Raw genomic sequence first — 23,693 nt, forward strand, 5'->3', positions numbered from 1 at the left:
GCGAGCTGCGGCGGATGATCCAGTACAAGGAGAAGAGCGTCCAGGCGCGGGCGGCGGGGCAGAGCGTGCGGCTGTCACTGCTGACGTATCCCGTGCTGATGGCGGCGGACATCCTGGCGTACGGGACCGACGAGGTGCCGGTGGGTGCGGACCAGACGCAGCACGTGGAGCTCACCCGGGATCTGGCCTTGCGGTTCAACCAGCGGTACGGCCACACGTTCACCGTGCCGCGGGCTACGCGGCCGGACGTGGCGGCGCGGGTCATGGACCTTCAGGACCCCACCTCGAAGATGGGGAAGTCGCACGCGAACGGGGCCGGGATCGTCTATCTGCTCGACGACGCGGAGACCGTGCGGCGGAAGATCATGCGGGCCGTGACCGACAGCGGGCGGGACGTGGAGTACGACCGGGACGCCAGGCCGGGGGTCGCGAATCTGCTCGATCTGATGGCGGCCGCGACGGGTGGGAACCCCGAGGCGCTGGCCGGTGTATATGAATCGTACGGATCGTTGAAGAAGGACACGGCGGACGCGGTCGTCGAGCTGCTGAGGCCCCTGCGGGAGCGGCATGCCGAGCTCGCGGCGGATCCCGGCTATGTGGATCAGGTGCTACGGGACGGGGCCCGGCGGGCCCGGGAGACGGCGCGGCCCTTGGTGGACCGGGCCTATCAGGCGGTCGGGCTGTTGCCCGCCGGGTGACGGAACGCGTTGCGGTAGTCGCGTGGGCTGGTGGCGAGGTGCGAGGCGAAGTGCTGGCGCATCGTGACCTCGCTGCCGAAGCCCGCGCGGCGGGCCACCTCGGGGAGGGGGTGGTCGGTGAGTTCGAGGAGTTTCTGGGCGGCGGCGACGCGCTGGGTGATGAGCCAGTGCAGGGGGGTGGTTCCGGTGGTGGCCTGGAAGTGGCGGGCGAAGGAGCGGGGGGACATGCCGGCACGGGCGGCCAGGGTCGCGACGGTGTGGGGCTCGTCGAGGTGGGCGAGGGCGTGGGTGCGGACGTCGGCCAGGGCGTCGGCGTCGCGGTCGGCACGGGGGGTGGGGTGTTCGATGAACTGGGCCTGGGTGCCGGTGCGGAAGGGTGCGGTGACCATCGCTCGGGCGATGGCGGCGGCTGCCTCGGCTCCGTGGGCGGTGCGGACGAGGTGGAGGCAGAGGTCGATACCGGCGGCGGTGCCTGCGGAGGTCCAGACGCCGGTGTCCTCGACGAAGAGGGCGTCGGGTTCGACCTGGATCGCGGGGTGGCGGGCGGCCAGGGTCCTGGCCAGGTGCCAGTGGGTGACGGCGCGCCGGCCGTCGAGGAGTCCGGCGCGGGCGAGTACGAAGGCGCCGGCGCAGAGCGAGGCGACCGGGGTGCCCGCGGTGTGGGCGCGGCGGAGGGCGTCGAGTACCTGGGCCGGGATTGCGGCGTCGGGGTCCTCGATGCCGGGGACGAGGACCAGATCGGCGGGGGTGAGGTCGTCGAGCCAGGTGAGCGGGCGGTCGGGGGTGAGGGTGAGACCGCCGCGCAGGGGGACGGGGGTGTCCGGGTCGGCGGCTGCCCTGCGGAGTTCGAAGGGTGGGACGCCGCGGAGGGTGCGGTCGCTGCCCCAGACCTCGGTGATGACGGAGACGTCGAAGGCGCGGATGCCCGGGAAGGCGAGGAGGGCGATGCGCTGGGGGCGGGGCGCGGGTGTCTGCGGCATGGGCGGCATGGCTGGCAGTAAACCATCGATCGCTGTCATTCGACCCTCTGGGAGAGGGGCGCGGCCGGCGGCAGGATCGTGGGCATGGAGATCACCGAGAACGCAGCGCTGGTTGTCATCGACGTACAGAAGGGCTTCGTGGATGGGTTCTGGGGAGAGCGGAACAACCCGGCCGCCGAGGAGAACATCGCGGCTCTGATCGACCTGTGGCAGGAGACGGGGCGGCCGGTCGTCTTCGTGCGGCACGACTCGCCGGAGGGCTCCCGTTCGCCGCTGCGGGTGGGGTACGAGGGGAACGAGTTCAAGGACTTCGTCGAGCAGCGGCGCGGGAAGGGCAGCGGTCCTGAGCTGCTGGTGACGAAGACGGTGAACTCGGCCTTCTACGGAGAGCCGTCGCTGGACGGGTGGCTGTCCGGGCAGGAGATCGCGCAGATCGTGATCGTCGGGATCCAGACGAACATGTGCAACGAGACGACGGCCCGGATGGGCGGGAACCTCGGGTATGAGGTGGTGTTCCCGCTGGACGCGATGCACACGTTCGATCTGGAGGGGCCGTTCGGCTGGTCCCGGAGCGCGGATGAGCTGACGGAGGCGACGGCCGTGTCCCTGCACGGGGGCCGGTTCGCGAAGGTCGTGACGACGGAGGAGGTCGTGAAGGGGGCGGCCGTCGGGGTCCGGTGACCCCTGGGTCAGCTGTTGCCGGAGGCGAGTTCGCGGCTGCGGTCGCGGGCGGCTTCGAGGGCGGCGATGAGGGCGGCGCGGACGCCGTGGTTCTCCAGCTCGCGGATGGCGCTGATGGTGGTGCCGGCCGGGGAGGTGACGGCCTCGCGGAGCTTGACCGGGTGTTCGCCGCTGTCGCGGAGCATCACGGCGGCGCCGATGGCGGCCTGGACGATGAGGTCGTGGGCCTGGGCGCGGGGCAGGCCGAGGAGGATGCCGGCGTCGGTCATGGCCTCGACGAGGAAGTAGAAGTACGCCGGGCCGGAGCCGGAGAGGGCGGTGGCGGCGTCCTGCTGGGACTCGGGGACGCGGAGGGTCTTGCCGACGCCGCCGAAGATCTCCTCGGTGTGGGCGAGGTGCTCGGGGGTGGCGTGGCTGCCGGCCGAGATGACGGACATGCCTTCGTCGACCAGGACGGGGGTGTTGGGCATGACGCGGACGACGGGGGTGCCGGTGGCGAGGCGTTCCTCGATGAAGGAGGTGGGGATACCGGCGGCGGCACTGATGACCAGGCGGTCGGCGGCGACGTGCGGGGCCAGCTCGTCGAGGAGCCGGCCCATGTCCTGGGGCTTGACGGCCAGGATGAGGGTGTCGGCGCGCTTGGCGGCCTCGGCGTTGGTGACGGTCTCGACGCCGTAGCGGGTGCGGAGCTCCTCGGCGCGTTCGGCGCGGCGGGCGGTGACCAGGAGGTTCGCGGGGCGCCAGCCGGCGCGGATCATGCCACTGAGGAGCGCTTCACCGATCTTGCCGGTGCCGAGGACTGCGACGGTCTGGGTCATGGCTCTGTTCACCTCGCCGGAGGGGGGTACGTGTCGTCATCCTCGCACCGGCGGGCCGGGTGGTGTGCGGGTGTCCGAGGGGCGGTCACGCGGTGCGGCGGCGGAGGGTGGCCGCGCCGAGGCCGAGGACGAGGAGCGCGCAGCCCGCGACGACGAGGGCGTCGCGGACGAAGTCGCCGGTGATCTCGGGGTGGCGGAGGACCTGGTTCATGCCGTCTACGGCGTACGACATGGGCAGGACGTCGGAGATCGCTTCGAGTGCGGGGGCCATCCGTTCGCGCGGGGTGAAGAGTCCGCAGAGCAGCAGCTGGGGGAAGATCACGGCCGGCATGAACTGGACGGCCTGGAACTCGGAGGCGGCGAAGGCGGAGACGAAGAGGCCGAGGGCGGTGCCGAGGAGAGCGTCGAGGAGGGCGACCAGGAGGAGGAGCCAGGGGGAGCCGATGACGTCGAGGCCCAGGAACCAGACGGCGAGGCCGGTGGCCAGGGCGGACTGGACGACGGCGAGGAGTCCGAAGGCGAGGGCGTAGCCGGCGATGAGGTCGGCCTTGCCGAGGGGCATGGCGAGGAGGCGTTCCAGGGTGCCGGAGGTGCGTTCGCGGAGGGTCGCGATGGAGGTCACCAGGAACATCGTGATGAGCGGGAAGATGCCGAGGAGCGAGGCGCCGATGTTGTCGAAGGTGCCCGGGCTTCCGTCGAAGACGTACCTCAGCAGGAAGAGCATGACGCAGGGCACGAGGAGCATCAGGGCGATCGAGCGCGGGTCGTGGCGCAGCTGACGCAGGACGCGGGCGGCGGTGGCGAGGGTGCGTGCGGGGCTCATGACCGGGGCTCCTCGTGGGCGGCTCGGGCGGCGGCGGCGTCGACCAGGCGGAGGAAGGCCTCTTCGACGGTGGCGGTGTCGTTGCGGCGGCGGAGGGCCTCGGGGGTGTCGTCGGCGAGGATCTCGCCCTCGCGCATGAGGAGGAGCCGGTGGCAGCGTTCGGCCTCGTCCATCACGTGCGAGGAGACGAGGAGGGTCGTGCCGCGGTCGGCGGCGATCTGGTGGAAGAGGTTCCACAGGTCGCGGCGGAGGACGGGGTCGAGGCCGACGGTGGGTTCGTCGAGGACGAGGAGTTCCGGGGTGCCGAGGAGGGCGACGGCGAGGGAGACCCGGCTGCGCTGTCCGCCGGAGAGCCGGCCGGCGAGCGAGTCGGCGTGCGAGGCGAGGTCGACGTCGTCGATGGCCCGGTCGACGGTGGCGCGGCGTTCCTGACGGTGGGCGCGGCCGAGGAGCAGAACGGCGGCGAAGTAGTCGAGGTTCTGGCGGACGGTGAGGTCGTCGTAGACGGAGGGGGCCTGGGTGACGTACCCGATGCGGGAGCGGAGGGTGGGGTCGCCGGCGGGGTGGCCGAGGACCTGGAGGGTGCCCGCGACCTTGGCCTGGGTGCCCACGATCGCCCGCATCAGGGTGGATTTGCCGCAGCCCGAGGGGCCGAGGAGGCCGGTGATGCGGCCGGCCTGGACCGTGAAGTCGAGGCCGCGCAGGACGGTGCGGTCGCCGCGGACGGTGGTGAGTCCGTGCGCGGCGACCGCTGCGGCGGCCGCGTGGGCCGTGGCCGTCTCGCCGGTGGCGCTGTCGGTGTCGGACCTGGCTGTGGCCGGGACGGCGGCCTCACCCGTCGGGTAATTCATCATGTGATGAATAGTCCTCCCGGCGGTATCGGCCGTCAAGCATCGTGCGGGCCCGGGGCGCTCAGTGGCGGTGGGCTCCGATCGGCGGATGAACCAGGTCGCTCCGCGGACGGGCTCCTCGGCGCGCAGCTCCCGGGCGATCGACCGGGCCGTGTGGATGCCCGTGGGGCGCGCCGTGACGCAGGCGATCCGCAGCTCGCCGCCGGCGTCCGGGGTGGCGGCGGCGGCGCCCGCGGCGCCGGGACGCAGATCTTGGGGTGGGAGACCGAGCCGAGGACGAGAACGCGGTGGGTGGGGCGGCCGGGGCGGTGCTGCGGTGTCGTCTTCATGCACGGGGGGATGACAGCGCCCCCGCGAGAGGGGACCTCGCGGGGGCGGGTTGTTCGCCGCTTACTTGCGCTTGGGCTTCTTGCGGGCGGATGGGTTGCCCGTACGGGTGCCGCGTCGCTTCTCGTACTGGGCGCGGGCCGTGTCGTACTCGGCGCGGCGGAGCTTCTCGCCGGGGGCCTCCACGAAGCAGCGGGCGCAGTAGGCGAGGAGTGAGCCGATGAAGCCGATCGCCTTCAGGCTGCGCAGGGACTCCTCGCGGGCCGGGTCCGCCGGCCTGCGGACGAAGCCCTCCCAGGTCTTACGGAAGGCGATGGCGCTGCAGACCGCGAACATGAGGACGACCAGCATGTTGACGATGCCGCCGACGTCCGCGATCTCCAGGCCCTCGTACGCGAAGCGCAGCACGAAGCAGGCCGCGACGGCGGCGGCGAGCGAGCCGACGGCCAGGCCGATGCGGCGCAGCGTGTAGTTGCCGCTGTGGTCGACCCACGTCGTACCGAAGAAACGAATCTCCTCGGGCTGAGGCCCGGCAGGCGTACCGGTGGGAGTCCCGCCGGTACTGCCGCCGGTCGTGCTGGGGGTCTGCTCGTCGTCGCTCACGAGGTCGATTATCCCCGGGGCGACGGAGGAGGGCCTCAGGCGCAGCGCGGTGCGACGAAGCCGTCGCTGCCCGTGCGCACGTACGCGTCGGAGATGTACTCGCCCGGCGCTATGTTGTCCCAGATCCTGGTGGTGCCGTACGGGCCGCTGATCCACTCGCCGTTCTTCTGGCAGGCGATCGCGACCGTGGCACCGAGCGGCAGCGCCCGGACGATCGGGTACTGGGTGCTCGGGCCCGAGCGCACGTTGACGCGGTGGCCCGGCGCGACCGCGTAGCGGGTCGCGGTGGCGGCCGTCGTCAGCGCGGCCGTCGTCGCCTCGGTCCCCGTCGCCGTTGTCCTGTTCTCGTCCGTACCCATGGTGTCCTCCCCCTTGGCGCAAAAGCGCTCCGCCCAGTTTCACTCTCCGCGACGCGCAGGCTAGCAAGCCCCACCGACATCGCGGGGGCCATGGACTAGGCTCCGTCGGGTCGCGCACGTGCGCGCGAGGTGACGGGCAACCACACGGGGGTGGGCGATGCCGCCGTTGCGCAATACCGGTGCCGACCGGGAAGCGGAGGGGCCCGAGTACGCGGGCGACTACCGTCTCCAGGCATGTCTGGGCGCCGGCGGCATGGGCGTCGTGCACCTCGCCGCCTCCGCCTCGGGCCTGCGGCTCGCCGTCAAGGTCGTGCACGCACGGTACGCGGAAGACCCCGAGTTCAGGGCACGTTTCCGCCAGGAGGTCGCGGCCGCCCGCCGGGTCAGCGGGGCCTTCACCGCGCCGGTCGTCGACGCCGACCCCGATGCCGTACGCCCCTGGATGGCCACCCTCTACGTCCCCGGGCCCACGCTCGCCGACCAGGTCAGACGGAACGGCCCGCTGGCACCGGCCGAACTGCGCCGGCTCACCGCCGGGCTCGCCGAGGCGCTGCGCGACATCCACCGCGCCGGTGTCGTCCACCGTGACCTCAAGCCCAGCAACGTCCTGCTCACCGACACCGGCCCCAAGGTCATCGACTTCGGCATCTCCCGGCCCGTCGACAGCGATCTGCACACGGAGACCGGCAAGCTCATCGGCTCGCCGCCGTTCATGGCGCCCGAGCAGTTCCAGCGGCCGCGCGAGGTCGGGCCCGCCGCGGACGTCTTCGCGCTCGGCTCGGTCCTCGTCCACGCGGCGACCGGGCACGGCCCGTTCGACTCCGACAGCCCGTACATCGTGGCGTACCAGGTCGTCCACGACGAGCCCGATCTGACGGGTGTGCCGGCCGAGCTGGCGCCGCTCGTCGCGCGCTGCCTCGCCAAGGAACCGACCGAGCGGCCGACGCCGGCCCAGATCATGTCCGCGCTGCTGCCTCCCTCGTACGCGGCGGAGGCGTTCATACCGGCGCAGCGGCGCCGGCCCGCCCTGCCGAACGGCGAAGAACGTTCCTACGGCAAGCCCGGCCCCGCGCCCGCGTGGGACGCGGACACGCCGGTACGGGCCACTCCGCCGGCCCCGCCCCGCCGGGGCCCGCGCCTGGGCCGGGTGCGGCTCCGGCCGCGCCTGACGATCGCCGTCGCCGCCGCGCTCGCACTCACCGGGGCCGGTCTGTACGCGGCCATGAGCCCGCCTGCGCGCGGCGGGTCCGAGTCCCCCGCCCGCCCGGACGAAGTGGCCACCGCCTTCGCCGGCTGGCACACCACGCTCCAGATGCACGGCCCCACCGCCGCGCCCGCGTGCACCCACGGCGGGGGCGCGCTGTACTGCGCGGCCCGGGGCGTCGGTCTCGCCCGGCTCGACCCCGTGACCGGGTCGGTCGTCTGGTCGCACACCGCGCCCGTCAAGGCGGAGTCCCCCGTCGCGCCCTTCGTCCTCGCGGACGGGCTGGTCGGCGCGGCCGCCCCGGCGGACCCGTTGCGGGCGTACGCGGGAACCGACGGCTCCCCCGGCTGGACCACCGGCGCGAAGCTCCCCGAGCTGTACGCGCCGGCCGGCTCGGCCGTCGTCCTGTCCGACGGGCGGGGTGGGGTCCGGGCCGTCGACAGCCGCGGCGGGAAGGAACTCTGGCGGCACGGCCTGGCCGGTTTCGAGGTGCCGCGCCCGGGGCCGTACGACGCACCCTCCGGTCTCCTCACCGTCTCGGAGACCTCGGCCGACGGGACGCACACGCGCGTGGGCGAGATCCACCCCCGGACCGGCGAGCAGGCCTGGCAGCGGAACATGAAGGGCGACCTCGACCCGCTGGGCCGCACCGGCGACGGCTCGCTGCTCCTCGCCTCCCGCTACCAGGACTCGCTCTTCGACCACCTGGTCCTGCTCGACCCGGACAGCGGCGCCGCCCGCCGGCTGCCCCTGCCCCACCGGATCGACATCCGGGGCGCCGCCGTGCGCGGCACGGTCGTCCACATCCTCGACGCCAACGGGCACCTCACCGCCTTCGACACCGCGGCGCCCAAGGGGCGGGTGCTGTGGGAGCTGGAGACGGGTGCGGGGAACGTGTCCACGCCGGTCGTGGGTCCCGGCGACCGGCTCTACTTCTCCGTCCAGGACGGGCGGCTGCTCGCCGTCGACACGGTACGCGGGGCGCTGATCGGCCAGACCCGGCCGCGGCTGCTCAACGGCCGGCTCGAGTACGCGCCGCTGGTGCCGGCGCCACTGGTCGCCGGGGACCGGGTGTTCGGGACGGCCCCGGACGGATCGGTCTTCGCCGTGGACGCGCGCGACCCGGCGTCCTGGTGAGATCCGGGTCCACGCGGGCGCGTGGACCCGGCCCGTACACACGGAGGAGGGGGAGCAGGCTCGATGCCTGCTCCCCCTCCTCTTCGAGCACTGTGTGCGCCGGTGTCAGCCCAGCTTCGACACGTCCCGGACCGCGCCCTTGTCGGCGCTCGTCGCCATCGCCGCGTACGCGCGCAGGGCTGCCGACACCTTGCGCTGCCGGTTCTTCGGCTCGTACACGCCGTTCAGCGCCTCCCGGCGGGCGGCCAGGGTGTCCTCGTCGACGAGGAGTTCGATCGAGCGGTTCGGGATGTCGATGCGGATCCGGTCACCGTCCTCGACGAGGGCGATCGTGCCGCCCGAGGCCGCCTCCGGCGACGCGTGGCCGATGGACAGGCCGGACGTACCGCCCGAGAAGCGTCCGTCGGTGACCAGCGCGCAGGTCTTGCCCAGGCCCCGGCCCTTGAGGAAGGAGGTCGGGTAGAGCATCTCCTGCATGCCGGGGCCGCCGCGCGGGCCCTCGTAGCGGATGACCACGACGTCGCCGTGCGTGACCTGCTTGTTCAGGATCTTCTCGACGGCCTCGTCCTGCGACTCGCAGACCACGGCCGGGCCTTCGAAGGTCCAGATCGACTCGTCGACGCCGGCCGTCTTCACGACGCAGCCGTCGGCGGCGAGGTTGCCGTGCAGAACGGCGAGGCCGCCGTCCTTCGAGTACGCGTGGGCCGCGTCGCGGATGCAGCCGCCTGCCGCGTCCACGTCGAGCGCCTCCCAGCGCTCGGACTGCGAGAAGGCGGTCGCCGAGCGGACACAGCCGGGGGCCGCGTGCCACATCTCGACGGCCTCGTCGGTCGGGGAGCCGCCGCGCACGTCCCAGGCGTCCAGCCACTCCTTGATGGAGCGGGAGTGGACGGAGTGGACGTCCTCGTTGAGGAGACCGGCACGGTAGAGCTCGCCGAGGATGGCCGGGATGCCGCCGGCCCGGTGCACGTCCTCCATGTAGTACGTGCGGTCCTTGGCGACGTTCGGGGCGACCTTGGCCAGGCAGGGCACGCGGCGCGAGACCTCGTCCATGTCGGGCAGGCCGTAGTCGAGCTCGGCCTCCTGGGCGGCGGCGAGCAGGTGCAGGATCGTGTTGGTCGAGCCGCCCATGGCGATGTCGAGGGCCATGGCGTTCTCGAAGGCCGCGCGGGTCGCGATCGAGCGCGGCAGGACGGAGTCGTCGTCCTCGTCGTAGTAGCGCCGGGTGATGTCGACGACCGTGCGGGCGGCGTTCTCGTACAGCGCCTTGCGGGCGGTGTGGGTGGCGAGGACCGAGCCGTTGCCGGGGAGGGAGAGGCCGATGGCCTCGGTCAGGCAGTTCATCGAGTTGGCGGTGAACATGCCGGAACAGGACCCGCAGGTCGGGCAGGCGTTCTCCTCGATCCGGAGCATGTCCTCGTCCGAGATCTGCGGGTTCACGGCGTCGGACATCGCGTCGACCAGGTCGAGCGTGCGGACCGTGCCGTCGACCAGGGTCGCGCGGCCGGACTCCATCGGACCGCCCGAGACGAAGACCGTCGGGATGTTGAGGCGCAGGGCGGCCATCAGCATGCCGGGAGTGATCTTGTCGCAGTTGGAGATGCAGATCAGGGCGTCGGCGCAGTGCGCCTCGACCATGTACTCCACACTGTCCGCGATCAGGTCGCGGGAGGGCAGCGAGTACAGCATGCCGCCGTGGCCCATCGCGATGCCGTCGTCGACGGCGATCGTGTTGAACTCGCGCGGGATGGCCCCGGCGGCCGTGATGGCCTCGGAGACGATCCGGCCGACCGGCTGCAGGTGGGTGTGGCCCGGGACGAACTCCGTGAAGGAGTTGGCGACCGCGATGATCGGCTTCCGGCCGATGTCCGCGCCGGGTACACCGGAGGCGCGCATAAGGGCGCGTGCGCCCGCCATGTTGCGGCCGTGGGTGACTGTGCGGGACCTCAGCTCGGGCATCGTCGCTCGCTCCTCGTGACGGGGGTGCTTGTTGTCGAGCGTACGCCGACGGACCAAGATCTGGACAGCGCGTCCGCATGCCGGACCGGCTGTTCAGCTTTCGGGCAGGCTCGGGGCGATCCGGGGGCGGGCGGGCTCAGGCCTCGGTCAGGTACCGCTGGAGGGTCGGGGCCACCATGGCCACGATCTCCTCCGGGTCCACCGAGGCCATCGGCTCGACCTGGATCACGTACCGCAGGATCGCGATCCCGATCATGTGCGAGGCGGCCAGCTCCGCGCGGAACTTCGGGTCCGGTACGTCGAGCTCGTCCGCGATCCGCTCCAGGAGCCGCCGCAGCACGAAGGTCCTGAGCACCTTGGCCGCCGCCTCGTGGGTCAGCGCGGAGCGGACGATCGCGAGGAGCGGGGCGCGGCTGACCGGGTTCTCCCAGACGCCGATGAAGAAACGGGCGAGCCGTTCCCCGATGGTCTCGCGCGGGCCGCCGACGATCGCCGGGACGACGGTCGCGGGCTCGAAGGAGACCTCGATCGCCGCCGCGAAGACCTCGTCCTTCGTACCGAAGTAGTGGTGGACGAGGGCCGCGTCGACGCCGGCCGCCTTGGCGATGCCGCGTACCGAGGTCTTGTCGTAGCCCCGCTCAGCGAACTGGGCGCGGGCCGCCTCCAGGATGCGTTCCCGCGCGCCCGGCCCGCTCTCCTCCTCGGTACGGGACGGGCGGCCGCGCCTGCGTGGGGCCGGTTCGGTCACGGCCGCGGCACCCGGGACGGGCGGGGGGCCGCGGAGGCGAGGTGGAGCCGGGTGAACGCCAGGGCCTCCGCGAGGTCGGCCTCGCGTTCGGCGGCTGACATCGCGCGGCGGGTGTTGACCTCGATGACGACATGGCCGTCGAAGCCGGTGAGCGCGAGGCGCTCCAGAAGCTCGGCGCAGGGCTGCGTGCCGCGGCCCGGGACCAGGTGCTCGTCCTTGGCGGACCCCTTGCCGTCGGCGAGGTGGACGTGGCCGAGCCGGTCGCCCATGCGGTCGATCATCGCGAGGGCATCGGTGCGGGCGGTGGCGGTGTGCGAGAGGTCGACGGTGAAGTGCCGGTAGTCGTCCTTGGTGACGTCCCACTCGGGGGCGTACGCGAGCATCTCGCGGTCCTTGTACCGCCACGGGTACATGTTCTCGACGGCGAACCGGACGTCGGTCTCGTCCGCCATCCGCCAGATGCCGGTGACGAAGTCCTTGGCGTACTGGCGCTGCCAGCGGAACGGCGGGTGCACGACGACCGTCGACGCGCCGAGCCGCTCGGCCGCCGCCTGGGCGCGCTGGAGCTTGACCCACGGGTCGGTGGACCAGACGCGCTGGGTGATGAGGAGGCAGGGGGCGTGCACGGCCAGGATCGGGACCTGGTGGTAGTCGGAGAGCCGGCGCAGTGCCTCGACGTCCTGGCTGACCGGGTCGGTCCACACCATGACCTCGACACCGTCGTAACCGAGGCGCGCGGCGATCTCGAAGGCCGTCGCCGTCGACTCCGGATAGACCGAGGCCGTCGACAGGGCGACCTTCGCATCCGGGATGCGCACCACTGGTTCTGCCACGGAGACAGGGTACGGGGCCCGCCGGGGGGCCGGGGGGTGGTTCCGGTCACGCCGGACGGGTGGGACCCCGGCCGCGCGTCGGGGCCGGGCCGCCGTCACGCGCTCACGGACCCGAACCGCTCCTGGCGCGCGTCGGGGCACGCGCGCGGGCCCGGACCGCTCCACGCGCGCGTGGCCCGGACCGCTTCCACGCGCGCGTGGCCCCGGCCCTCTCCCCGTGTACGGGTCCCCTACTCCTCCGGCAGGTGGTCCAGGCGGCGCAGGATGACGCCCTCGCGCAGGGCCCAGGGGCAGATCTCCAGTTCCTCCACGCCCAGCAGGTCCATCGCGCCCTCCGCGACCAGCGCGCCCGCGAGGAGCTGTCCGGCGCGGCCCTCCGAGACGCCCGGCAGTGCCGCGCGCTCGGGAGTGGTCATGCCGGCGAGCCGCGGGACCCACTCCTCCAGGGACTTGCGGGACAGGATCCGCTCGACGTAGAGGCCCTCTCCCGAGCCGGGGGCGCCTGCGATCCTCGCCAGCTGCTTGAAGGTCTTGGACGTGGCCACGACGTGGTCGGGGCGGCCGAAGCGGCTGAACTCGCCGACCGTACGGGCGATCTGCGCGCGTACGTGGCGGCGCAGCGCCTTCACGTCGGCGGAGTCGGCCGGGTCGCCCGGCAGCCAGCCGGCGGTCAGCCGGCCCGCGCCGAGCGGCAGGGAGACCGCCGTGTCGGGGTCCTCGTCGATGCCGTACGCGACTTCGAGGGAGCCGCCCCCGATGTCGAGGAGGAGCAGCTTGCCCGCGGACCAGCCGAACCAGCGGCGGGCGGCGAGGAAGGTGAGCCGGGCCTCCTCCTCGCCGGTGAGGACCTGGAGGTCGACCCCGGTCTCGTCCTTCACGCGCGCGAGGACGGCGTCCGCGTTGCTGGCCTCGCGGACCGCGGAGGTCGCGAAGGGGAGCACCTCCTCGCAGCCCTTGTCCTCGGCGGCGAGCAGCGCGTCCCGGACGGTCGCGATCAGCCGCTCGACGCCGAAGGGCGCGATCGCGCCCCGTTCGTCGAGAAGCTCGGCGAGCCGGAGCTCCGCCTTGTGGGAGTGGGCGGGCAGCGGCCGGGCACCGGGGTGGGCGTCCACCACCAGGAAGTGCACTGTGTTCGAACCGACGTCGAGGACTCCGAGTCTCATGGACGGAACGCTACTGCGCCCGCCCGCATACGCTTGGACTTGTGCCAAAGACGAAAAAGGCGAAGCCGGGCAAAGACAGTGCAGTCAAGAGCGCCAAGAAGCGGGGCAAGAGCGTGGAGCCGGACGAGAAGGGCCTCGACTTCGCGCGCGCGTGGGTCGAGTTTCCCGACCCGGCCGACGAGGAGCAGGTCTTCCGCTGCGACCTGACCTGGCTGACCTCGCGCTGGACGTGCGTCTTCGGCAGCGGTTGCCAGGGCATCCAGGCGGGCCGGGCCGACGACGGCTGCTGCACGCTGGGCGCGCACTTCTCCGACGAGGAGGACGAGAAGCGGGTCGCGTCGCACGTGGCACGCCTCACGCCGGAGCTGTGGCAGTTCCACGACGTCGGTACGGACTCGGGCTGGACCCAGCTCGACGAGGACGGCGACCGGCAGACCCGCCGCTGGGAGGGTTCCTGCATCTTCCAGAACCGTCCCGGGTTCGCGGGCGGCGCGGGCTGCTCGCTGCACATCCTGGCCCTGAAGGAGGGCAAGGAGCCGCTGGAGACCAAGCCGGACGTCTGCTGGCAGCTGCCGGTGCGGCGCACGTACGACTGGATCGAGCGGCCGGACGACACGAAGGTCCTCCAGGTGTCGATCGGTGAGTACGACCGCCGGGGCTGGGGTCCGGGCGGTCACGACCTGCACTGGTGGTGCACGTCGGCCACGTCGGCGCACGGGGCCGGGGAGCCGGTCTACGTGACGTACCGGCCCGAGCTCACCGAGATGATGGGCACGGAGGCCTACGACGTCCTGGCCGGACTGTGCCGGGCGCGGCTCTCCTCGCAGCTGCCGCTGGTGGCCCCGCACCCGGCGGACCCGAAGGTCTAGGGGGTGCCCGGAAAGTAGCGCCGTCTGCCCGCGGGCCAGGCGGGACTTTCCGGACACGACCTAGAGCCTGTCCGACCCCGAACCGCCGGACAGGCCCTGGCGCGGGGCTCGTCCTCAGGAGGACGACGGCGGGGGCGGTTCCTCCGTCGTCGGCGGCGGCGTGGTCGGCTCCGCCGTGCCCGGGTCCGTCGTGGTCGGAGGCGGCTCCTCCGTGGTCGGGGGAGGTGTGGTCGGCTCCGTGGTCGGCGGGCTCGTCGGCGGGTCGGTCGGCTCGGTCGTCGGGGGGGGTTCCTCCGTCGTCGGCGGCGGCGTGGTCGGCTCCGTCGTGGGCGGGCTCGTCGGCGGAGTCGTGGGCTCGGTCGTCGTCGGCGGGGGTGTCACCGGATCGACGACGGGCGGCGGCGTGGTCTGTCCCCGCCCGGCGATCCTGATCACCGCGCCCGAGGGGTTCACCCCGATCCGGGCGCTCCACGCGCCCCGCGGTTCGCGGCCGTGGTCGACGCGGACGGTGACGGTGACCTTCTCGCCCGGGCGGAGCGTGCCGGAGGCCCGGCTCACGTACAGCCAGGGCGCGTCCGTCCACAGCGACCAGTCGACGGGGGAGCCGCCGGAGGCGGTGAGCGTGAGCAGGGTCAGATCGCCGTGGCCGCGCGCGGCGACCGTGATCCAGCCGGCGGCGGGCTCGCCCGGTGCGGTGGGGGCGGTGGGACCGCCGGGGCTGAGCACCTCGACGGACACGTCGGGGGCGCGGCTGCCCCGGGTGAAGCGGGGCTCGGGGGTGGTGTGGGCGTTGCCCGCGTTCTCGTACCGGTCGTACGGGCGTCCGTCGGAGCCCGTCGGTTCGTCCGCCTCGCGCGCGCTGATCCTGGACCCGTCGCGGGCGCTCGTGTCGGCGACCGGAGTGCCCCGGTAGGAGGTCCACAGGGCGAGGACGGGCGCGGCGACCACGGCGGCGACGACGGTGGTCGTCACCGCGCGGGCCCGCAGCCGGTCGCGGCGGGCCACGTGGTCCTTCGGGTCCATCGGGAAACCGGTCGGCGAGAAGCGCGGGGCGCCGGCACGCGCGCGGGGCACGTGCAGCATCGCCATGTACGCGGCCGCCCTGGGCGCCTCGACGAGCGGCAGCCGGGCCTGCGGCAGGGATCCGGCGCCGGGCCACGGGCCGGTGGCGCCGACGCGCTCGGCGGCCCTTCGGCAGCGGGGGCAGTCGTCGACGTGCCGGACGAGCTCGGCGCGGAGGGTGGCCGAGAGCAGCACCTGGTGGTCGCCGGTGAGCCGGGCGACGGTGGGGCAGCTGCCGGTCTCGACGACGGCGAGGGCGGCGCGGGTGCGCTCGACCTCGCAGCCGGCGGTGGCGAGGAGCTCGCGGGCGGCGAGCGGATCGAGGGAGAGCACGGCGGCGACCTGACGGTGGCTGAGGCCGTGCCGTACGGCCAGCTCCAGGGCCTCGCGCTGCTCGGGTGTGGTGCCGGCGGCCTCGGGCCAGGCGAGCCGGGCGAGTTCGGCGCGGCGCCGCTCGGCGGTCTCCTCGGGGACCCGGGGCGGCTCGGGGGCGGTGACGGCGGGACGCCCCGTGTGGGCGCCCTGGCGCCGGCGGCGCTGCTCGCCGAGGCTGCGCAGACAGGCCCAGCGGGCGAGGGCGTACAGCCAGGCCGCACGGCCGTCCTCGTCCGAGGGGCAGCGGCCGTGGTGCCGCTCGGCGACGGCGAGGACGTCGCCGAGGACGGCGGTGGCCGTGTCGTGGTCGCAGAGCACGGAGAGGCAGTACGTGAAGAGGCCGTCGAGGGCGGCCTCGTAACGGGCGGGGGGCCGTCGGCCGAGCGTCCGCGGCCCCTGGTCCGTGGCGCGGTGCGCCCGGTGTGCGCCGGTGGTGCGTGCGGGGGATTCCAGCCTGCTGCTCGTCACCGGTCGACCGTAGGCAGCGCAGGGGGCGCTTTTCGTACCGGTCGCGTTCTTCTCATTCTTACGGGTGAAGGTATCGCTCGAAAGGGGACAGGAATCCAGCATTCCGGAGGCCCGGGGCGACTCGGCGCCCGCTGTCGGTGGGGGCCGCTACGGTGGGCGACATGGCTGCCCGTACGAAATCGACCAAGGACCGGCCGTCCTACCGCTGCACCGAGTGCGGCTGGCAGACGGCCAAGTGGCTCGGCCGCTGCCCCGAGTGCCAGGCCTGGGGGACCGTCGAGGAGTACGGCGCGCCCGCCGTCCGTACGACCGCGGCGGGCCGGGTCTCCACCGCCGCCGTCCCCATCGGGCAGGTCGACGGCCGGCAGGCGACCGCCCGCTCCACCGGCGTCGACGAGCTGGACAGGGTCCTCGGCGGGGGCCTGGTGCCCGGCGCCGTCGTCCTGCTCGCGGGCGAGCCGGGCGTCGGCAAGTCCACGCTCCTGCTCGACGTGGCGGCCAAGGCGGCCAGCGACGAGCACCGCACGCTGTACGTCACGGGTGAGGAGTCCGCGAGCCAGGTCCGGCTGCGCGCCGACCGGATCAACGCGCTCAGCGACCATCTGTACCTGGCGGCCGAGACCGACCTGTCGGCCGTCCTCGGGCACCTCGACGCCGTGAAGCCCTCGCTGCTGATCATGGACTCGGTGCAGACCGTCGCCTCTCCCGAGATCGACGGCGCGCCCGGCGGCATGGCCCAGGTCCGCGAGGTCGCCGGCGCGCTCATCCGGGCCTCCAAGGAGCGCGGCATGTCCACGCTCCTCGTCGGCCACGTCACCAAGGACGGGGCCATCGCGGGCCCCCGGCTCCTGGAGCACCTGGTCGACGTCGTCCTGAGCTTCGAGGGCGACCGGCACGCGCGCCTCCGGCTGGTCCGGGGGGTGAAGAACCGGTACGGGGCGACCGACGAGGTCGGCTGCTTCGAGCTGCACGACGAGGGCATCACGGGTCTGGCCGACCCCTCCGGGCTCTTCCTGACCCGGCGTGACGTGGCCGTGCCGGGCACCTGTCTGACCGTCACCCTGGAGGGCCGCCGCCCGCTCGTCGCCGAGGTCCAGTCGCTGACGGTGGACTCCCAGATCCCCTCCCCGCGCCGGACCGTCTCCGGTCTGGAGACCTCCCGTGTCTCGATGATGCTGGCGGTCCTGGAGCAGCGAGGGCGGATCAGCGCGCTGGGCAAGCGGGACATCTACAGCGCGACCGTGGGCGGCGTGCGGCTCACCGAGCCCGCAGCCGACCTGGCGATCGCGCTCGCCCTCGCCTCCGCCGCGAGCGACACCCCGCTGCCGAAGAACCTGGTGGCGATCGGCGAGGTCGGCCTCGCGGGCGAGGTCCGCCGGGTGACCGGCGTCCAGCGCCGGCTGGCCGAGGCGCACCGGCTGGGCTTCACGCACGCGCTGGTCCCCTCGGACCCGGGCAAGGTGCCGGCCGGCATGAAGGTGACGGAGGTCGCGGACATGGGCGACGCGCTGCGGGTGCTGCCGCGCAGCCGGCGCGCGAAGGCTCCGGAGGGGGCGGAGAAGTAGCGGGGGGGGGCTGAATCGGCGGGGGAGCTCGCCCCGCCCGGCGGAGGCGGCTCGACTGCCCCGGCGGAGATGGCTCGACCCGCTTCGCGGCTAGCGTCCGCAGCGTCCGCACACCCAGTGCGCCCCGCCGCGGAGGCAATTCGCCCCGCCGCGGGGTGGCTCGGACGGGCTGTGCGACCCGCCGCGGTGGGCCCGGACCGGTGAGCCTGGAGCGGTCGACGCCGAATGTTCACACCGTGAGGACGGTTCGCTCCGTACGCTTCGCAAAGACGCGGAGGGTTAGGTCCGTGTCGGGGCGGGGACCCCTTTCGGACCACCGTGATCGGTCGGGGGCGGAGGGCGGCGGGGTGGTGTCGCTAGACTTTGCCCTGGTCTCGCCCATCCGTACGAGCCGGAGGAGAGCAGTGGCAGCCAAGGACGGGGCAGCAGCTCCTGGAAAGTCCGGCGCGGGCTCCGGCAACGAAGCACTCATGCGCGCCGCCCTGAGCGCGGTCGCGCCGGGCACCGCGCTGCGTGACGGCCTGGAGCGGATCCTCCGCGGCAACACGGGCGGTCTCATCGTGCTCGGCCTGGACAAAACGGTCGATTCGATGTGCACCGGCGGTTTCGTGCTGGACGTCGAGTTCGCCGCCACGCGCCTGCGTGAGCTGTGCAAACTCGACGGCGCGCTCGTCCTCGACAAGGACATCACCAAGATTCACCGCGCGGGCGTGCAGCTCGTTCCGGACGCCTCCATCCCCACGGAGGAGACCGGCACCCGCCACCGCACGGCGGACCGGGTCTCCAAGCAGTGCAACTTCCCGGTCGTCTCCGTCTCCCAGTCGATGCGTCTGATCGCGCTGTACGTGGACGGTGAGCGCCGGGTCCTGGAGGAGTCGGGCACGATCCTGTCCCGCGCCAACCAGGCGCTCGCGACCCTGGAGCGGTACAAGCTCCGGCTCGACGAGGTGGCCGGCACGCTCTCCGCCCTGGAGATCGAGGACCTGGTCACCGTCCGGGACGTCACCGCCGTCGCCCAGCGTCTGGAGATGGTCCGCAGGATCGCCACCGAGATCGCCGAGTACGTGGTCGAGCTCGGCACGGACGGGCGGCTCCTCTCGCTCCAGCTGGACGAGTTGATCGCGGGCGTGGAGCCGGAGCGCGAGCTGGTGATCCGGGACTACGTGCCGGAGCCGACGGCCAAGCGTTCGCGGACGGTGGCGGAGGCGCTCACCGAGCTGGACGCGCTGACCCACACGGAGCTGCTCGAACTTCCGGTCGTGGCACGGGCGCTGGGCTACAGCGGTTCGCCCGAGACCCTCGACTCGGCCGTCTCGCCGCGCGGCTACCGGCTCCTCGCCAAGGTGCCGAGGCTGCCGGGCGCGATCATCGAGCGGCTCGTGGAGCACTTCGGCGGGCTGCAGAAGCTGCTCGCGGCCAGTGTGGACGACCTCCAGACCGTGGACGGCGTCGGCGAGGCCCGCGCCCGCAGCGTGCGCGAGGGCCTCTCCCGGCTGGCGGAGTCCTCGATCCTGGAGCGGTACGTCTAAGGGGCAGTACGGCTGAGGAGCAGTACGCCTGAGGAGCAGCACGTCTGAGGAGCCGTACGGATCGGTACGTCCGGGAAGCGGTTCGTCCAGGACGTACCGCCGCCGGTGCCCCGCCCCCGCCGGTCCCCCGCCGGCGGCTCTGCCCTTCGCCCGGCCGGTCAGTCCTTGGCGAGCGTGAACGAGGCCGGGAGCACCTTCGCGCCCGGCATCGTCGCCTCCACGAGGTAGGTGCCGGGGCCGGCCTGGCCTGCCGGGGCGGTGGCGCACTGCGGGGCGCTGCGCGCGCGGTCCCACGCCACGGTGTGGGTGACGGTGGCACCCGCGGGGACGCGCAGCAGGATCGGGTTTCCGGGGCGCGGGCAGTCGGCGGAGGACCAGATTTCGTCGTCCTGCTTGTCACTGATCGTCAGAACCGCGGTGCGGGGCCCGAAGTCGGCCTTGCAGGCGGCCTTCGAGGTGTTCTTGGCGACGAGGTGGAAGCGGGGCTTCTCCCCCGCCTCATAGCTCACCTTGGCGCTGCGGAGTGTCAACTGCAGCGCTCCGGCGGGGCAGTTCGGGAGCGGGGAATCGGCCGGAACCTGCTGTCCCGCACCGGTGCCCGCGCCTCCGTCGCCGCCCGCGCCGTCGGTGTCGCCGTTCTTGCCGCCGCCGTCGGTCCCGGCTGCCGTACCCGCGTCCGTACCGGCGCCGGTGCCCGATCCCGGGTCCGTACCGGAGCCGCCCGAGCCGCCGTCGCCGCCGGTGGTGGTGTCGCCGGAGTCGTCCGACTCGTCGCGCCCGCCCGGCTGTTGGGTGATCGCCGGGCCGGTGCCGGAGGGGCCGGGGGTGATGGAGGGAGGGGTAGGAGAGGAGCCGTTGGCCCCGCCGTTCGTCTTCTTCCCGCCCCCGTCACCGGAGGTGACGGCCCATACGGCGAGGAGTGCGAGGAGCGCCACCAGGCACGCCGCCACCGCCCTCCGTCGCCAGTAGATGGTGGAGGGAAGCGGCCCGACCGGATTGCGCAAAGATCCCACGACCCGAACCTTACGAGAGATCCGGCCCAACTCCCGCCCCACCCGCCGCCCGAGGCATCAAGTTTTGCCGATGATCACATCCGTTCGTTCCGGGAACTTTTCCCGGGTCCCGGCTCCGGAGCTCTCGCCACTCCATCCGAAACCGGCCGGAACCGGACCGAATCGCGGGAACCCCCACTTTCGTCGGGGGTCGTTCTGGCCGTTGGCCCGGGGCGACGACCTCCGGATTCCGGTTAGCGTCGTTCTCCATGAACACCCTCCTCGACCTCTCCGACCGGCTGTATCTCGATGTCGCCGATTTCGCCCACTCCACCCCCCACTGGTTCCAGTGGCTCGCCGAGGTCTGGACCGAGGCCGGACTGCTTCTCTTCGGCGTGCTGTTCCTGGCCGGCTGGTGGCGTTCCCGCGAGGGATCGAGCCGCGTGATGGCGCTCGCGCTGCTCGCCCCGCTCGCCACCGCCTTCGGGTACGTGGTGAGCGAGGCGGTGAAGTCGCTGTTCGACGAGGAACGCCCGTGCCGCGCGGTGGTCGGGGCGCCCGCCTCGCTCGTCACCTGCCCGCCGCACGGCGACTGGTCCTTCCCCAGCAACCACTCGGCCATCGCGGGAGCCGCCGCGATCGCGCTCGCCCTGTCCTGGCGCGGGATCGTCTGGCTGACCGTGCCGATGGCCCTGCTCATGGCCTTCTCCCGGGTCTTCGTCGGCGTGCACTACCCGCACGACGTGACCGTGGGTCTGCTCGTCGGCGGTCTGATCGCCTTCCTCGTCATGAAGGCGGCGGTCCGGCCGGTAGGCGCCCTGGTGGAGACGGCCCGGTCGAGCCGGAGCTCGGCCGTGGTGTGGTGCGCGGGGCGCGGGCCCCGCGCTCACGCCCCCGCGCGCGCCGAGGACCTCCCGCGCGCCCGCCACGGCGCGTACTGATCGCGTCGCGGACGTGCCAGGATCGGAGGTGCCATGACTTCCATCGACGCTCCCCTCACGCCTGACGCCCCCGAAGCCGCCGCATCGGCCGACCCCGCGGCCTTCGAGACCGCCGAAGCCCTCGCAGCCGCCGCGGTCCTCGAAGCCCCCGCTCTCCCGACGCCCCCCGCCGAGCTGCACGGGCCCGTCCTCGCCTGGTTCGACCGGCACGCCCGCGACCTGCCCTGGCGCCGCCCCGAGGCCGGCGCCTGGGGTGTCATGGTCAGCGAGTTCATGCTCCAGCAGACCCCCGTCGTCCGGGTGCTCCCGGTGTACGAGCAGTGGCTCGCGCGCTGGCCCCGTCCGGCCGATCTGGCCGCCGACGCCCCCGGCGAGGCGGTCCGCGCCTGGGGCAGGCTCGGCTACCCGCGCCGGGCCCTGCGGCTGCACGCGGCGGCCGTGGCCATAAAGGAACGGCACGGCGGCGACGTACCGAGCGACCACGGGCAGCTGCTCTCGCTGCCCGGCATCGGCGAGTACACGGCGGCCGCGGTGGCCTCCTTCGCGTACGGGCAGCGGCACGCCGTCCTGGACACCAATGTGCGCCGGGTCTTCGCCCGGGCGGCGACGGGCGTCCAGTACCCGCCGAACGCGACCACGGCCGCCGAGCGCCGGCTCGCCCGTGCGCTGCTGCCGACGGACGAGGCGACGGCCTCCCGCTGGGCCGCCGCCTCGATGGAGCTGGGCGCGCTCGTCTGCACGGCGAAGAACGAGGACTGCGGGCGCTGCCCCATCTCCGGGCAGTGCGCCTGGCGGCTCTCGGGGAAGCCCGCGCACGACGGCCCGCCGCGGCGCGGCCAGACGTACGCCGGGACCGACCGGCAGGTCCGGGGCCGGCTTCTCGCGGCGCTGCGGGAGTCGAACGACCCGGTGGCGCAAGCGGTACTGGACACGGTCTGGGACGAGCCGGTGCAGCGGGCCAGGGCCCTGGACGGTCTGGTCGCGGACGGTCTGGTCGAGCCGCTGGACGGCGGGTACTACCGGCTGCCCGTGGCCTGAGCCGGCCCCCGCCCGTCCCAAAAGCGCGATCGGCCTGCCCCGAGGCCCGGCGCGGCCCGCCCCGAGGCCGCCTGCGGCGGCCACCACAGAACCGCCTCCGCCCCGCTGTTACACAACCGATGGGTAGCCGTGCGTCCACCGACGGCTGCCCCGCACAACCCCGTGACAAGCGCTCCGTAGCGTCGTCCACGACACGAGGAAAAAGCTGGTCACGGGGTTCGGAGGCGGTTCGGATGAGGCATGGCGAGGTGCTCGATTTCGAGGAGTACGTGCGCACGCGGCAGGACGCACTGCTGCGCAGTGCACGTCGTCTCGTCGCCGACCCCGTCGACGCCCAGGACCTCCTCCAGACGGCCCTCGCCCGTACGTACGGCCGCTGGGACGGCATCGCCGACAAGTCCCTGGCCGACGCCTACCTCCGCCGGGTCATGATCAACACCCGGACCGAGTGGTGGCGCTCCCGCAAGCTCGAAGAGGTGCCCACCGAGCAGCTGCCGGACGCCTGTGTCGACGACCCGACCGAGCAGCACGCCGACCGGGCCCTCCTCATGGACATCCTGAAGGTGCTCGCGCCGAAGCAGCGCAGCGTCGTCGTCCTGCGGCACTGGGAACAGATGAGCACGGAGGAGACGGCGGCGGCGCTCGGCATGTCGACCGGTACGGTGAAGTCGACGCTCCACCGCGCGCTCGCCCGGCTCCGCCAGGAGCTGGAGAGCCGCGACCTTGACGCCCGAGCCCTGGGGCGGACCGGAGAGCGGACGACCGTACGAGGCGACGAGCGGGGGCGGGAGCGGTGCGCGGCCTAGACGGCGAAGCCGACGGCAGAAGACACGACGGCGACGGCGACATCGACAGCGGTGGCGGCCCCGGCGGCGACGACCGGTACGGAACCGGGCGGCGCCGCCGGCGCCGTACCGCCAAGGCGGCGAGCATCACGGCAGCGGCCGGGCTCGTCGCCGTCGGGCTGTCCATGGCCGCCTGCTCCACCGGTGGCACCGGCTCCCGTGACGAGGGCGCAGCGGGCACCCGCGAGGTGGCCTCGGCGGCGCCCACTCCCTCCCCCTCGGCCGGCGACGAGCAGCGGTACGCCTCCGAGCGGGTGGATCCGATCGAGCTGCTCAAGGCCGACCCGAAGATCGGCGAGCGCTTCAAGACCGATCTGAAGCCGTGTGTCGCGGACGCGTACCCGGTGGACGCCTCGTACGGGAATCTCACCGGCGCGCCCGCGCCCGACGTCGTGGTCAATGTGATGACCTGCGGCGATGCCGTCGGCATCGGCACGTACGTCTACCGGAAGCAGAGCGACCGGTACGAGAACGTGTTCATGGCCGAGGACGCCGCGGTGTACGCCACGATCGACCGGGGCGAGCTCGTCGTCACCAAGCAGGTGTACGCGAAGGGCGACCCGGTCGCGTACCCCTCGGGCGAGGACGTGATCACGTACCGCTGGTCGGGGAACAGGTTCACCCAGCACGACTGGGTGCACAACGACTACAGCCGGGCCGTCGGCGACGGTGGCATCGAGGAGCCGGCGCCGTCCGAGCCCGCCGCGAACTGAGCCGAACGTCCCCTCAGCCGTACGCCCCCGGAGCCGTACAGTCCCAGAGCCGTACACCCCCGCAGCCTTACCCGCCCGTAGCCGTACCTCCCACCAGCACAGCAGCAGCGCA

General features: G+C 73.2%; 22 protein-coding genes (1 of these 22 only partly in view). 10 read left to right on the plus strand and 12 right to left on the minus strand.

Annotated features, from left to right (window positions below; genetic code table 11):
• On the plus strand, positions 1 to 698 hold the 3' portion of the coding sequence (gene trpS / locus OG462_RS20045) for a tryptophan--tRNA ligase (protein WP_406059390.1). Its footprint begins 301 nt before the window's first position; the window shows 698 of its 999 coding nt (coding positions 302-999); the start codon falls outside the window, past its left edge; its stop codon occupies positions 696 to 698.
• Here trpS and OG462_RS20050 read toward each other — a convergent pair.
• Positions 668 to 1,678, minus strand: coding sequence for a GlxA family transcriptional regulator (locus OG462_RS20050; RefSeq protein WP_406059392.1), 1,011 nt, complete (start codon positions 1,676 to 1,678; stop codon positions 668 to 670). The two genes, trpS and OG462_RS20050, sit on opposite strands and share 31 nt — an antisense overlap.
• An 84-nt stretch (positions 1,679 to 1,762) precedes the next feature.
• Here OG462_RS20050 and OG462_RS20055 point away from each other — a divergent pair, with 84 nt between their 5' ends.
• A complete protein-coding gene (locus OG462_RS20055) occupies positions 1,763 to 2,359 on the plus strand; it encodes a cysteine hydrolase family protein (RefSeq protein ID WP_406059394.1) in 597 nt (198 codons plus the stop codon).
• An 8-nt stretch (positions 2,360 to 2,367) separates the two neighbouring features.
• Here OG462_RS20055 and proC read toward each other — a convergent pair whose 3' ends face one another.
• The 5 genes from proC to OG462_RS20080 form a co-directional block, all read right to left on the minus strand.
• Positions 2,368 to 3,177 carry a pyrroline-5-carboxylate reductase gene (gene proC / locus OG462_RS20060; RefSeq protein WP_384108226.1) on the minus strand — a complete coding sequence of 270 codons (810 nt, stop codon included), beginning with the start codon at positions 3,175 to 3,177 and terminating at the stop codon, positions 2,368 to 2,370.
• 85 nt (positions 3,178 to 3,262) lie between these two features.
• On the minus strand, positions 3,263 to 4,000 hold the full coding sequence (locus OG462_RS20065) for an ABC transporter permease (RefSeq protein ID WP_406059396.1): 738 nt from the start codon (positions 3,998 to 4,000) through the stop codon (positions 3,263 to 3,265).
• Entirely contained in the window at positions 3,997 to 4,854 is an 858-nt protein-coding gene (locus OG462_RS20070) for an ABC transporter ATP-binding protein (RefSeq protein ID WP_406059398.1), read from the minus strand. The genes OG462_RS20065 and OG462_RS20070 overlap by 4 nt, the downstream gene beginning before the upstream one ends.
• Positions 4,855 to 5,241: 387 nt before the next feature.
• On the minus strand, positions 5,242 to 5,781 hold the full coding sequence (locus OG462_RS20075; RefSeq protein WP_406059400.1) for a hypothetical protein: 540 nt from the start codon (positions 5,779 to 5,781) through the stop codon (positions 5,242 to 5,244).
• Between the two features lie 35 nt (positions 5,782 to 5,816).
• Positions 5,817 to 6,140: an SH3 domain-containing protein gene (locus OG462_RS20080; protein WP_406059402.1), complete on the minus strand. Its 324-nt coding sequence runs from the start codon at positions 6,138 to 6,140 to the stop codon at positions 5,817 to 5,819.
• A 157-nt stretch (positions 6,141 to 6,297) separates the two neighbouring features.
• Here OG462_RS20080 and OG462_RS20085 point away from each other — a divergent pair, with 157 nt between their 5' ends.
• Entirely contained in the window at positions 6,298 to 8,481 is a 2,184-nt protein-coding gene (locus OG462_RS20085; RefSeq protein ID WP_406059404.1) for a protein kinase domain-containing protein, read from the plus strand.
• 105 nt (positions 8,482 to 8,586) lie between these two features.
• On the opposite strand, the gene ilvD is transcribed toward OG462_RS20085, so the two are convergent.
• The 4 genes from ilvD to OG462_RS20105 all read right to left on the minus strand — a co-directional run bounded on the left by ilvD (position 8,587) and on the right by OG462_RS20105 (position 13,184).
• On the minus strand, positions 8,587 to 10,440 hold the full coding sequence (gene ilvD, locus OG462_RS20090) for a dihydroxy-acid dehydratase (protein ID WP_406059406.1): 1,854 nt from the start codon (positions 10,438 to 10,440) through the stop codon (positions 8,587 to 8,589).
• A 136-nt stretch (positions 10,441 to 10,576) separates the two neighbouring features.
• Positions 10,577 to 11,188 carry a TetR family transcriptional regulator gene (locus OG462_RS20095; protein WP_406059408.1) on the minus strand — a complete coding sequence of 204 codons (612 nt, stop codon included), beginning with the start codon at positions 11,186 to 11,188 and terminating at the stop codon, positions 10,577 to 10,579.
• Entirely contained in the window at positions 11,185 to 12,021 is an 837-nt protein-coding gene (locus OG462_RS20100) for a sugar phosphate isomerase/epimerase family protein (RefSeq protein WP_406059410.1), read from the minus strand. Before OG462_RS20100 ends, OG462_RS20095 begins: the two co-directional genes overlap by 4 nt.
• 230 nt (positions 12,022 to 12,251) lie before the next feature.
• Complete coding sequence (locus OG462_RS20105) at positions 12,252 to 13,184, minus strand: Ppx/GppA family phosphatase (protein ID WP_406059412.1); 933 nt, start codon at positions 13,182 to 13,184, stop codon at positions 12,252 to 12,254.
• A 41-nt stretch (positions 13,185 to 13,225) separates the two neighbouring features.
• Between OG462_RS20105 and OG462_RS20110 the strand changes: the two genes are divergently transcribed.
• Complete coding sequence (locus OG462_RS20110; RefSeq protein WP_406059414.1) at positions 13,226 to 14,053, plus strand: hypothetical protein; 828 nt, start codon at positions 13,226 to 13,228, stop codon at positions 14,051 to 14,053.
• Positions 14,054 to 14,167: 114 nt separating this feature from the next.
• Here OG462_RS20110 and OG462_RS20115 read toward each other — a convergent pair whose 3' ends face one another.
• The gene (locus OG462_RS20115; protein ID WP_406059416.1) at positions 14,168 to 15,958 is read right to left on the minus strand and encodes a BACON domain-containing protein; all 1,791 of its coding nucleotides are present in this window, start codon (positions 15,956 to 15,958) and stop codon (positions 14,168 to 14,170) included.
• Between the two features lie 161 nt (positions 15,959 to 16,119).
• On the opposite strand from OG462_RS20115, the gene radA reads away from it, so the two are divergent.
• A complete protein-coding gene (radA, locus tag OG462_RS20120) occupies positions 16,120 to 17,523 on the plus strand; it encodes a DNA repair protein RadA (protein WP_406059418.1) in 1,404 nt (467 codons plus the stop codon).
• Positions 17,524 to 17,927: 404 nt separating this feature from the next.
• On the plus strand, positions 17,928 to 19,052 hold the full coding sequence (gene disA / locus OG462_RS20125; protein ID WP_056569600.1) for a DNA integrity scanning diadenylate cyclase DisA: 1,125 nt from the start codon (positions 17,928 to 17,930) through the stop codon (positions 19,050 to 19,052).
• A gap of 158 nt (positions 19,053 to 19,210) precedes the next feature.
• Here disA and OG462_RS20130 read toward each other — a convergent pair whose 3' ends face one another.
• Positions 19,211 to 20,065 carry a hypothetical protein gene (locus tag OG462_RS20130; RefSeq protein ID WP_406059420.1) on the minus strand — a complete coding sequence of 285 codons (855 nt, stop codon included), beginning with the start codon at positions 20,063 to 20,065 and terminating at the stop codon, positions 19,211 to 19,213.
• A 248-nt stretch (positions 20,066 to 20,313) separates the two neighbouring features.
• Here OG462_RS20130 and OG462_RS20135 point away from each other — a divergent pair, with 248 nt between their 5' ends.
• The 4 genes from OG462_RS20135 (at position 20,314) to OG462_RS20150 (ending at position 23,581) form a co-directional block, all read left to right on the plus strand.
• Positions 20,314 to 20,985: a phosphatase PAP2 family protein gene (locus tag OG462_RS20135; protein WP_406059422.1), complete on the plus strand. Its 672-nt coding sequence runs from the start codon at positions 20,314 to 20,316 to the stop codon at positions 20,983 to 20,985.
• 33 nt (positions 20,986 to 21,018) lie between these two features.
• Positions 21,019 to 22,023, plus strand: a complete 1,005-nt coding sequence (locus OG462_RS20140; RefSeq protein ID WP_406059424.1) for an A/G-specific adenine glycosylase — start codon at positions 21,019 to 21,021, stop codon at positions 22,021 to 22,023.
• Positions 22,024 to 22,256: 233 nt separating this feature from the next.
• Complete coding sequence (locus tag OG462_RS20145; protein ID WP_055599255.1) at positions 22,257 to 22,829, plus strand: SigE family RNA polymerase sigma factor; 573 nt, start codon at positions 22,257 to 22,259, stop codon at positions 22,827 to 22,829.
• Entirely contained in the window at positions 22,817 to 23,581 is a 765-nt protein-coding gene (locus OG462_RS20150; RefSeq protein ID WP_406059426.1) for a hypothetical protein, read from the plus strand. The genes OG462_RS20145 and OG462_RS20150 overlap by 13 nt, the downstream gene beginning before the upstream one ends.
• The last annotated feature ends 112 nt before the right edge of the window (positions 23,582 to 23,693 follow it).

The organism is Streptomyces sp. NBC_01077 (assembly GCF_045162855.1).
Classification (GTDB): Bacteria; Actinomycetota; Actinomycetes; order Streptomycetales; family Streptomycetaceae; genus Streptomyces.

Excerpts from the sequence above, each read along its gene's own strand:
- OG462_RS20050 (WP_406059392.1), bottom strand. The coding sequence starts at position 1,678 with ATGCCGCAGACACCCGCGCCCCGCCCCCAGCGCATCGCCCTCCTCGCC.
- OG462_RS20055 (WP_406059394.1), top strand. The coding sequence starts at position 1,763 with ATGGAGATCACCGAGAACGCAGCGCTGGTTGTCATCGACGTACAGAAG.
- proC (WP_384108226.1), bottom strand. The coding sequence starts at position 3,177 with ATGACCCAGACCGTCGCAGTCCTCGGCACCGGCAAGATCGGTGAAGCG.
- OG462_RS20065 (WP_406059396.1), bottom strand. The coding sequence starts at position 4,000 with ATGAGCCCCGCACGCACCCTCGCCACCGCCGCCCGCGTCCTGCGTCAG.
- OG462_RS20070 (WP_406059398.1), bottom strand. The coding sequence starts at position 4,854 with ATGATGAATTACCCGACGGGTGAGGCCGCCGTCCCGGCCACAGCCAGG.
- OG462_RS20080 (WP_406059402.1), bottom strand. The coding sequence starts at position 6,140 with ATGGGTACGGACGAGAACAGGACAACGGCGACGGGGACCGAGGCGACG.
- OG462_RS20085 (WP_406059404.1), top strand. The coding sequence starts at position 6,298 with ATGCCGCCGTTGCGCAATACCGGTGCCGACCGGGAAGCGGAGGGGCCC.
- ilvD (WP_406059406.1), bottom strand. The coding sequence starts at position 10,440 with ATGCCCGAGCTGAGGTCCCGCACAGTCACCCACGGCCGCAACATGGCG.
- OG462_RS20105 (WP_406059412.1), bottom strand. The coding sequence starts at position 13,184 with ATGAGACTCGGAGTCCTCGACGTCGGTTCGAACACAGTGCACTTCCTG.
- radA (WP_406059418.1), top strand. The coding sequence starts at position 16,120 with ATGGCTGCCCGTACGAAATCGACCAAGGACCGGCCGTCCTACCGCTGC.
- OG462_RS20135 (WP_406059422.1), top strand. The coding sequence starts at position 20,314 with ATGAACACCCTCCTCGACCTCTCCGACCGGCTGTATCTCGATGTCGCC.
- OG462_RS20140 (WP_406059424.1), top strand. The coding sequence starts at position 21,019 with ATGACTTCCATCGACGCTCCCCTCACGCCTGACGCCCCCGAAGCCGCC.
- OG462_RS20145 (WP_055599255.1), top strand. The coding sequence starts at position 22,257 with ATGAGGCATGGCGAGGTGCTCGATTTCGAGGAGTACGTGCGCACGCGG.